Origin of the sequence: Thermococcus sp., from assembly GCF_027066465.1 — an archaeon.
GTDB lineage: Archaea > Methanobacteriota_B > Thermococci > Thermococcales > Thermococcaceae > Thermococcus.
Genome location: NZ_JAMONU010000135.1, coordinates 1 through 8,455, shown reverse-complemented (window position 1 = coordinate 8,455; position 8,455 = coordinate 1). Strand labels below are relative to the sequence as shown.

General features: G+C 49.0%; 10 protein-coding genes. All 10 read left to right on the top strand.

Annotated features, from left to right (window positions below):
- Positions 1 to 835 (top strand): phosphoadenosine phosphosulfate reductase family protein (locus tag MVK46_RS06260; protein WP_297535779.1); only part of this gene is annotated, 835 nt, incomplete at its 5' end.
- Between the two features lie 130 nt (positions 836 to 965).
- The gene (locus MVK46_RS06255; protein WP_297535778.1) at positions 966 to 1,709 is read left to right on the top strand and encodes a hypothetical protein; all 744 of its coding nucleotides are present in this window, start codon (positions 966 to 968) and stop codon (positions 1,707 to 1,709) included.
- 7 nt (positions 1,710 to 1,716) lie between these two features.
- Entirely contained in the window at positions 1,717 to 3,570 is a 1,854-nt protein-coding gene (locus MVK46_RS06250) for a prenyltransferase/squalene oxidase repeat-containing protein (RefSeq protein WP_297535777.1), read from the top strand.
- A 44-nt stretch (positions 3,571 to 3,614) separates the two neighbouring features.
- A complete protein-coding gene (locus tag MVK46_RS06245; protein ID WP_297535776.1) occupies positions 3,615 to 4,238 on the top strand; it encodes an HVO_0476 family zinc finger protein in 624 nt (207 codons plus the stop codon).
- 100 nt (positions 4,239 to 4,338) lie between these two features.
- Positions 4,339 to 5,520, top strand: a complete 1,182-nt coding sequence (locus MVK46_RS06240) for a V4R domain-containing protein (protein WP_297535775.1) — start codon at positions 4,339 to 4,341, stop codon at positions 5,518 to 5,520.
- A 75-nt stretch (positions 5,521 to 5,595) separates the two neighbouring features.
- Entirely contained in the window at positions 5,596 to 5,967 is a 372-nt protein-coding gene (gene rpl7ae / locus MVK46_RS06235) for a 50S ribosomal protein L7Ae (protein WP_297535774.1), read from the top strand.
- Between the two features lie 67 nt (positions 5,968 to 6,034).
- Complete coding sequence (locus tag MVK46_RS06230) at positions 6,035 to 6,247, top strand: 30S ribosomal protein S28e (RefSeq protein ID WP_011250261.1); 213 nt, start codon at positions 6,035 to 6,037, stop codon at positions 6,245 to 6,247.
- A gap of 2 nt (positions 6,248 to 6,249) precedes the next feature.
- Positions 6,250 to 6,453, top strand: coding sequence for a 50S ribosomal protein L24e (locus MVK46_RS06225; RefSeq protein ID WP_297535773.1), 204 nt, complete (start codon positions 6,250 to 6,252; stop codon positions 6,451 to 6,453).
- A gap of 127 nt (positions 6,454 to 6,580) precedes the next feature.
- On the top strand, positions 6,581 to 7,741 hold the full coding sequence (locus MVK46_RS06220) for a hypothetical protein (RefSeq protein ID WP_297535772.1): 1,161 nt from the start codon (positions 6,581 to 6,583) through the stop codon (positions 7,739 to 7,741).
- Between the two features lie 67 nt (positions 7,742 to 7,808).
- Positions 7,809 to 8,333: a nucleoside-diphosphate kinase gene (ndk, locus tag MVK46_RS06215; RefSeq protein ID WP_297535771.1), complete on the top strand. Its 525-nt coding sequence runs from the start codon at positions 7,809 to 7,811 to the stop codon at positions 8,331 to 8,333.
- Positions 8,334 to 8,455 lie beyond the last annotated feature (122 nt).

The following is an 8,455-nucleotide window of genomic DNA, read 5'->3' as shown; positions in this document are numbered from 1 at the left end:
AGGAGTGCTCATGTTCGTCGGTCAGAGGAAGTACGAGAGCATAAAGAGGTTTAAGCAGCCCCGCGTGTGGAGGAACGAGTGGGTGCCCAACGAGATAGGTGCGTCGCCGATATTCCACTGGCGCGCAATAGAGGTGTGGCTCTACATCTTCAGCAGGAATCTTCCCTACAACCCGCTCTACGAGAGGGGTTTCGACAGGATAGGCTGTTTCCTCTGCCCGAGCGCTTCATTAGCAGAATTCGAGAGGCTCAAGAAGGAAAAGCCCGAGCTCTGGGAGAAGTGGCGGAAATCTTTAGAGCACTGGAGGAAGCGCTTCGGTCTTCCGGAGGAGTGGATTACCTACGGCTTCTGGCGCTGGAAGAAGCTTAGCAAAGGTGAGAAGGCCATAGCTAGGAAGCTCGGCGTTGATATTCCCGAGGAGCGCTCCTGGGAGCCGGTTAAGGTCAAAATTGAGGAGACAAGTGAGGGCTACAAGCTGGAGTTCAACACGGTTCTCAACAAAAAGCGCCTCCTGCAGGTTGCACCGATACTCGGAGAGGTGAGCGTTGAAGGGGATGTGGTAAGGGCTGGCGAGGTCGAGTTCTTTACCGGGACGAGGAAAGCAAAGGCCCCGGACGAGAAGGAAGCGGTCAGCGCCTACCACCTCGTCAAGAGGGCCTACGAGTGCGTTGGCTGTGGCGTCTGCGTCGGCAAGTGTCCAGAAGGGGCCCTAAGCATAGACCCAAGGAGCAAAAAGATAGTGGTAAACTACGAGCTCTGTACGCACTGCAGGGAGTGCATGGAGGTCTGCCCGCTGTTGAAGATTAAGAACCCCAAGGAGGGGAGCCAGCTTTAGATAAAACATTTTTACACTTTTAAAAGTAAATTTAAAACAATGTATATTTGATGTACATCAATACAATCAAACCGTAAAGATTAAATACTTTGAAATCTTACATCAAAGTGACCACCCTTTGGGGGGGCGAATGCGACAGAAAATGGCATGGTTTATGGCCCTGCTGTTGGTTGCGGCCATGTTCCAAGGAGTGAGCGCCACCAGCTACACCAAACAACATGAAGTCAATACATACACGGTGTACGTAAACGGCCAGAAAATTCCGGTGATTGTAAGGAATGGCATGATACAGATACCTAGCACTCCCGGGATTGATAGAAAAGAGGTTTTCATGGCAGTTAACAGATACTTCTCTTTAAAGCATAAGCTATCACCAGAAACATCAAGTCAGTGGACTGGATCGAACTCTGATTATGAACAGAGAAAGGCATTCAGCATACCCCATCAGGGTGACGTTTATATTTCTGCATATGCCTACTTAACCATAGAGAAGGACCAGTTTTCAGTAGTTGCAGTAGGTGGGTATTCTTCAGCAGCCTGCTGGATACAGCCATATGACTACTGGTGGTCCCAGGATTATCCTGCAGAAGATTTGACTCTCAGCGTTAACTTGAGGTTCGGTACTGCCAGTGGCTCTGTTTATATTTCAGTTCCACCGGGAGTAGGTTTCTCAGCGACCTCTGAGGGAGCAGAGTATAGCGTAACCCTCCATAATACGGATTATGCCGGGGTAGACTTTGACAACATACAAGCAAGCTCAACCTTTGGTGTATATAGTGTAGCAGATCACACTACGGGAGCGTTTTACTTTGGGGAAGTGGGTCACAACACACTGTATATTGAAGGTGCCAATGTGTACAAGCAAAGAGGGTGATGCTAAGGTGAGAAAGGCCTTAACCCTCTGCTTTACCTTTTTTATAATATTCATTCTGGCAGTCGGAGTATATTTCAAAACGCCTACACACCCTTTAAACCAAAGTGTGAACCAAGTGATTAAGCCGGATCGTTCTACAAATCGCTTGTTATGTATTCCAAAACCGTTGAATTTATCAACGTTTCTTGGTCGAGAGTGGATTAACTACACCTCCAAAAGACTGCACCTCGCTGAATGCCCGGATGGGGGCTTTACGGAAATTGATGACACAATAACCCCGGACATTGTTTCAACATATTACTTTGTAGCGGCACTAAAGAGTATTAATCAAACCCCACACAACAGACTTCAGACTATAAAATGGCTTCATGAGAATGAGGGAAATCTTTTTGAAAACACGACAAGTGATTATACTGCCGACGTCTTTCCCAAATTTTGGATAGTCTATTATGGTGTTATGACTCTGGCTATGCTGAATTCTTCACCAGAAAATTCGAATAGGATTATAAGATTCATACTGGGCACAGAACGGGAAAACGGCTCTTTTATTTATAGTGGCATGGACTTTACCCTTCAAGCTGTTGAACTCCTTCATGTTCTTGGATACAATTTAAGCAATCTCAACAAAACTAGGGATTACTGCATCGGTCAGTTTGAAAACCTGACAGTGCCAAACGGATATGTTGGTCTCCAGTTTATGAGCTTTCTCTTTAACTTTCCCTATTATACAAAGTGCCTAAAATTATTAGGTGTCAACTATACGAAATTAAAAGGATACCACCAAGACATCTTGTTCATACAAAACCTTTCCAGACACATAAAGACAATAATAAGCTATCGGCCACCGCTTTTTATCATAGCTCACGTAGCCCAACTACTTAGGGAGTACCACCTACTGAATAGCACTGTCTCCAATGAGATTTACAACTACGTTATTTCTCAGGAGTTACCCGATGGAGGGTTTAACCTCTTCGGAAAGGACTACGGGGAGTTCCAGGGGACATATTATGCCGTAAAAACAATAGTAGCGGTCGGCAAAAAACCCGACAAAAAGACGATAAGCTTCATACACAGCTGGGAGAGCCCCCTTGGAGGATTCGGTTTTCCAGTTCAAAATACCTGCGGGCCAATAGGAACATACATGGCTGTTTACGTTGCCAAGAAAATCGGAATGCCTCTTAACAGAACCAGATTGGAGAAATACTTAGAGAATGCCCTTCGCAACAGGTGGCCATACAATCAGAACAACCCAACTCCTCTGTACTACGTCTACCTCACCTACAAAGAGCTAAACCTAACCTTCAGTCCAGACGACATGAGATACTTAAGAAACGAGACCATCAGACTTATGGAGTGGTATCTAACCCACAAGAGACAAGACATCCTAATGGATACGGGCTGGATATCCCTAATAGAACTTGGAAACTCAATAGGAGTTAAACTTGACCCAAGTACCAGGTCGGGGTTAATTAAGGAGATACTCTCCAAGAAGAACAGTGATGGAACGTTTGGAATCGAGAACGGAACTGGAGTAACCCTCTACCAGACAACAAATGCAGTAATGCTCCTCCATGCCCTTGGGTACAACTACAACGACACTGATACAGTTCAGTATCTCTTGAGAACAATGCACGATGGGGGATGGGGTTATCCAGACCTCTACAATACCTATGAGGCTGTAGAGGCATTGGTCTATATGGGTCACTGCCCAGATAACGTCCAGAGTCTGATAAGTTTTGTTCACTCATTAAAGTACAAATACGGGGGTTTTCTGTTTTACAGGGGGGCAAAGTACTATGGTGGACTACAGGAGACTTATTTTGCTCTCAGAATCTTGGAGCTGATAGGGGCCATTAATTAGGCACCTTTATAAGCCCCTTCCCTTTTTCCATTCCGGTGAGAGACATGGAGGAGTACTTCATCTGCCCCGAGTGCGGTAGCGATGACGTCGAGGTCATCAAGGAGCGCGGGAGGGAGCTTACCCTTCGCTGTAACGAGTGCGGCAACGTCTGGCACGTAACGCTTCCGAAGCTCGTCAGGGTCCCGCTCATCGTCAGCAAGCACGAGGTTAGTTTTAGGAGCGAAGCGGAGCTTCCAGAGGGTGAGGAGATTAGAGTTGGCGACATCGTCGAGACCGAGAAGGACGAGGTAAGGATTACCGGAATAGAGCTGGAAGGGGGGAAGAGGGCAAGTAAGGCAAAGGTCGGCGAGATTAAAACCCTGTGGGGCGAGAGCCTGACGTATCCAAAGGTCATCAAGGTGTCGGTTTACATGCCGAAGGGAATTACCCAGTCCTTCCGCGTCAAGGTTCCCCGCGATGAGGAGTTCGTCGTCGGTGAGGTGGTAGAAGTAGGAGGCTACACCTTCAGGATTGAGAAGATTAAGACCGAGCGGAAGATGCTTCACCACGGGAAAGCCAAAGCCGACGAGATAGTCGCCCTCATGGGCCACCACATTCCCAGGGCGAGGGCTAAGAGAAGCCTCGAGCTTTACATGGGCTATGAGGAGGAGAACAGGGCTGATGGATGACGAACTTGGCCGCTTCCGAGCCTCTCGTCTTTGAATTTTTGACTTATTACCCCGCACAAAGGTTATAAACGGGTCATATAATGATATCCAGGTGGGCTAAATGATACCAGTTGGAATAAAACCGCTTGACAGTGCTCTGGGAGGTGGTATTAAAGAGGGTTCAACGGTAGCTTTTATAGGCTCAATTGAGTATGACCACGTAATCTTAATGCATCAAACGGTTTTAAACGCCCTTAAAATGGGTAATAAGGTTCTTCTGGTCGATTTTCGACAGCCCCCTCACATGCTACTCGAAGAGCTGAGAAACCACGGCATTGATTACTCCCCATATATAGAAAACGGCTCCCTCCTGATTCTCGACGGGTATTCAAACCTTTACGGTCAGAGCGTTTACACGGGAAAGAACGTCCTTCCAAACCCCCTCGACCTCGGCATAACGACCGCTCTAATACGCGAGACAATAAGCAGAAACGGATTTGACCTGTTCGTAATAGATGACCTGACCTCCCACTACATCCTTCAGCCGAATCCAAAGTCGTATGTAAAGGCAACGGTCAGACTTGTAAACTCCGTGAAGTTTGCGGGGGTTGGTGTTCTCGCCGCTGCGTGTTCGGACGTTTTTACGCGCTCTGATTTGACGGCCATTCTGATACCCTTCGGATATATAATCGAGACTTCGGAGGGTATGTTGAGACTTAAACGCTCTCCGTATCCCGTTTATATTCCCGAACCCGTGTTCCGATACGTTAGAACCCGCGAGGGCATAATCTCGACCAGGGAGTACTACTCACGCTTCGAGGGCCTGAAGAACCGCCTTAAGATGGACGAGAAGGGAAGGATTATGCTCGACAACCTGCGGGTTCAGATAGTGGATGAGTACTCCGAACGTGCTTTAATAGAGACTGTCTACGACTTTCTTGGACCAAAAGAGGGCGAAACGTTTCTGTACAGCTGGGGGAAGAAGCAGTATGCCGGCCACAGGAGGCTCTCCAAGAGGTATTCCCCTGACCTAAGGGATGCTCTCGAGGATATATTCTCGGTAACAGAGGCAAGCGGCGGTGGAAGGTTAGAAATAGTGGAGTTGTCAAACGATAGAATAATAGTGAGGGGAACAAACCTGTTTCCGGAGGGAAAAGGGTATCTCTATCCGCTTCACGTTCACTACGCCGGCTCCGTTGCACAGTTTCTCACGGAGCTGACGGGGAATAAGTGGGAGGGCAAGGAAACCAAGTGCGAGGCGATGGGAGCCGACTACTGCGAGTTCGTCTTCGAGAGGAAGTAGCGAAACCCTTTTAAATTCTCACCCAAACTCCCCTCGCAAAACCGGATGAACGATGAGGTTTCGGAGGGATGAAAGATGGCGAAGCCGAGCTACGTGAAGTTTGAGGTTCCCCAGGAGCTTGCCGAGAAGGCCCTTGAGGCCGTTGAGATAGCCAGGGACACCGGAAGGATAAGGAAGGGCACCAACGAGACCACCAAGGCCGTCGAGAGGGGTCAGGCCAAGCTCGTTATAATTGCCGAGGACGTTGACCCCGAGGAGATAGTTGCCCACCTTCCGCCGCTCTGTGAGGAGAAGGAGATTCCGTACATCTACGTTCCGAGCAAGAAGGAACTCGGTGCCGCCGCTGGAATCGAAGTTGCCGCGGCGAGCGTTGCAATCATCGAGCCCGGCAAGGCCCGCGAGCTTGTTGAGGAGATTGCCACGAAGGTTAGGGAGCTCATGAAGTGAGCTCCTTTTCCTTCCTTATCACGAAAGGTTTAAGGCTCATCCCGCGAGTCTTCACGAGGTGTGAGTTATGAGCGACGAAGGCTACCCCGCCGAGGTTATCGAAATCGTTGGAAGAACCGGCGTCACCGGTGGCGTTACCCAGGTCAAGGTCAGAATCCTCGAGGGGCGCGACAAGGGTCGCGTCATCAGGAGAAACGTTAAGGGTCCCGTTCGCGTCGGCGACATAGTCATCCTCAGGGAGACTGAAAGAGAGGCGAGAGAAATCAGGAGGAGGCGTTGAAGATGGCCCGCTGGAACGTCTGCTCCTACTGCGGGAGGGAGTTCGAGCCGGGAACTGGAAAAATGTTCGTCAGAAACGACGGCAGAGTGCTATTCTTCTGCTCCAGCAAGTGCGAGAAGCTCTACTTCATGGGACGTAATCCAAGAAAGCTCAAGTGGACCAAGGCCTTCCAAGAAGCAAGACTTCAGAGGGCCAAAAGGGAGTGATTTCTTTCTTTTCTTAGTAATTTTAGTTCAATGAATGCTTCTGCAAATCCTTAATTTTGATAGGGCGAAACGCTTAAATACTACAAGTCAGTTAATTTTACCTGACAACCCCGTTGGGGGGGGTCGGATGCGACAGAAAGTGGTATGGTTCGTACTCGGAGTCTTGGTTGGAAGCTTGTTCTTTGCTTCGGCGTATCCAACCGGAAACAACATTCAGTACGTTGCTCCAGCAGTTCAGAAGCTTCCAGGGAGTGACTACACAACCCTTCTCCTCTACACGCCCAATGGCCTTCCGCTGAACGTTAAGGAAATCCAGAGAGCCGTTCAGGAGTTCGTCTTGAAGAGCGCTCCAAACGCCAAGTGGCACGCCTATGCTGTTCCAGAACTGCCAAAGGACGCTGTCTTAACGGGCTATGGAATAAAGGTAACAAAGGACGGCAGGGTTAACGTTCTCGTTCTGGCAACGAGGAAGGGCGTTCCCGTTCAGGTTACAAGCATCAGGAGCGAACTAATGAAGTGGAGCACGAAGAAGCCGGAGTTTCAGGAGGACATACCGCTCGGTGAAAAAATTGGAGTTCCAGAGGGCTGGAGAGTGAAGACCGTTGACAGCAGTGGAAACGTGAGGACTTATACCGGTGAGAGTGAGCCGTACTGGCACAACTTTGGGAAACAGGAGCTTCGATACGATGCCCCACCGTATGGAAAGCTCTACGCTGAATTCTACATGTGGGGCCTGTGGAATGACAATGATCCAAGAACAGAAACATTTGCCTGCACCAAAGATAGCGCGGGCCACGGCATATACCGGGTAACCCCAGGAATCCTACTAAAAAGACATGGTGTCAGTGGATATAAGGAATATAGAATACGAAAAGTCGAAATAACTCATGATTGGGGTGTTGACCCGGCTCTTAAAGGAGAGTTGGACGATATGGCTCCAGTTGGAATTATCAATCAATACCAAACAGTACCGATAAACGTCGGGCCGGTCTCGTATCCCCTTGCAGTTGGAGGTTACAAAGTTTACGGAGATTCCATTGACCCTCCGGCAATATGGACTATAGACACTTTAGGCACCGGAGGAACATACACCGAAACATCAGAACATACTGTAGGAATCATGGTTGCATCCAGCGGAGATGTTTTGGAGAACGTTCTTCACGATGGGAACTGGCATGCGGTCATTAACGTAAAACTATGGGCTGAGTTTTCAGGAAATGAACACTTGATACCAACAGACATTCACCACGAGTGGACAGCTATGACTTGGTACGTTAAGGTTGGCTGATTTTCTCTTTTCTTTCCTTTCCAAAAAACCTATTAACCGCGCGTCCCATTTACGGTCGGTGTTGCCGATGGCCGAGGAGCAGATAGAGAGAACGCTCGTTATTCTGAAGCCGGACGCCGTTGTCCGTGGGCTGATGGGCGAAATAATAAGCCGTTTTGAGAAGAGGGGCCTCAAGATAGTGGGAATGAAGATGATATGGATTGACCGCGAGCTCGCGGAGAAGCACTACGAGGAGCACAGGGGCAAGCCATTCTTCAACGCCCTCATAGACTACATCACCAAAGCCCCGAGCGTTGTAATGGTCGTGGAAGGGAGATACGCCATAAGCGTCGTCAGGAAGATGGCCGGCGCCACCGACCCGAAGGACGCGGAGCCGGGGAGCATAAGGGGCGACTACGGCCTCGACGTCGGTGATGCGATATACAACGTTATCCACGCCTCCGACAGTCCGGAGAGTGCGGAGAGGGAGATTAAGCTGTACTTCAGCGAAGATGAACTCTTTGAGTACTGCAAGGCCGCAGACTGGTTCTACCACACCCACGCAAGGGCGAAGAAGGAGTATCTAGACGAGATTAGTTGTTCCGAGGAGTAACTCTGTTCTCTCCATTTTTCTAACATTCCAAACCCTTTAAAAGGCCAGCCATGAGTTATGCTCAGGTGATGAAGATGGCAAAGAGGATTAGACAGCCCATCATAGCGGTCCTCGGTCACGTT

Bases quoted from the DNA above. Each gene is read 5' to 3' on its own strand.
- MVK46_RS06220 (WP_297535772.1), top strand. From the start codon at position 6,581: ATGCGACAGAAAGTGGTATGGTTCGTACTCGGAGTCTTGGTTGGAAGC.
- MVK46_RS06255 (WP_297535778.1), top strand. From the start codon at position 966: ATGCGACAGAAAATGGCATGGTTTATGGCCCTGCTGTTGGTTGCGGCC.
- MVK46_RS06225 (WP_297535773.1), top strand. From the start codon at position 6,250: ATGGCCCGCTGGAACGTCTGCTCCTACTGCGGGAGGGAGTTCGAGCCG.
- rpl7ae (WP_297535774.1), top strand. From the start codon at position 5,596: ATGGCGAAGCCGAGCTACGTGAAGTTTGAGGTTCCCCAGGAGCTTGCC.
- ndk (WP_297535771.1), top strand. From the start codon at position 7,809: ATGGCCGAGGAGCAGATAGAGAGAACGCTCGTTATTCTGAAGCCGGAC.
- MVK46_RS06230 (WP_011250261.1), top strand. From the start codon at position 6,035: ATGAGCGACGAAGGCTACCCCGCCGAGGTTATCGAAATCGTTGGAAGA.
- MVK46_RS06245 (WP_297535776.1), top strand. From the start codon at position 3,615: ATGGAGGAGTACTTCATCTGCCCCGAGTGCGGTAGCGATGACGTCGAG.
- MVK46_RS06240 (WP_297535775.1), top strand. From the start codon at position 4,339: ATGATACCAGTTGGAATAAAACCGCTTGACAGTGCTCTGGGAGGTGGT.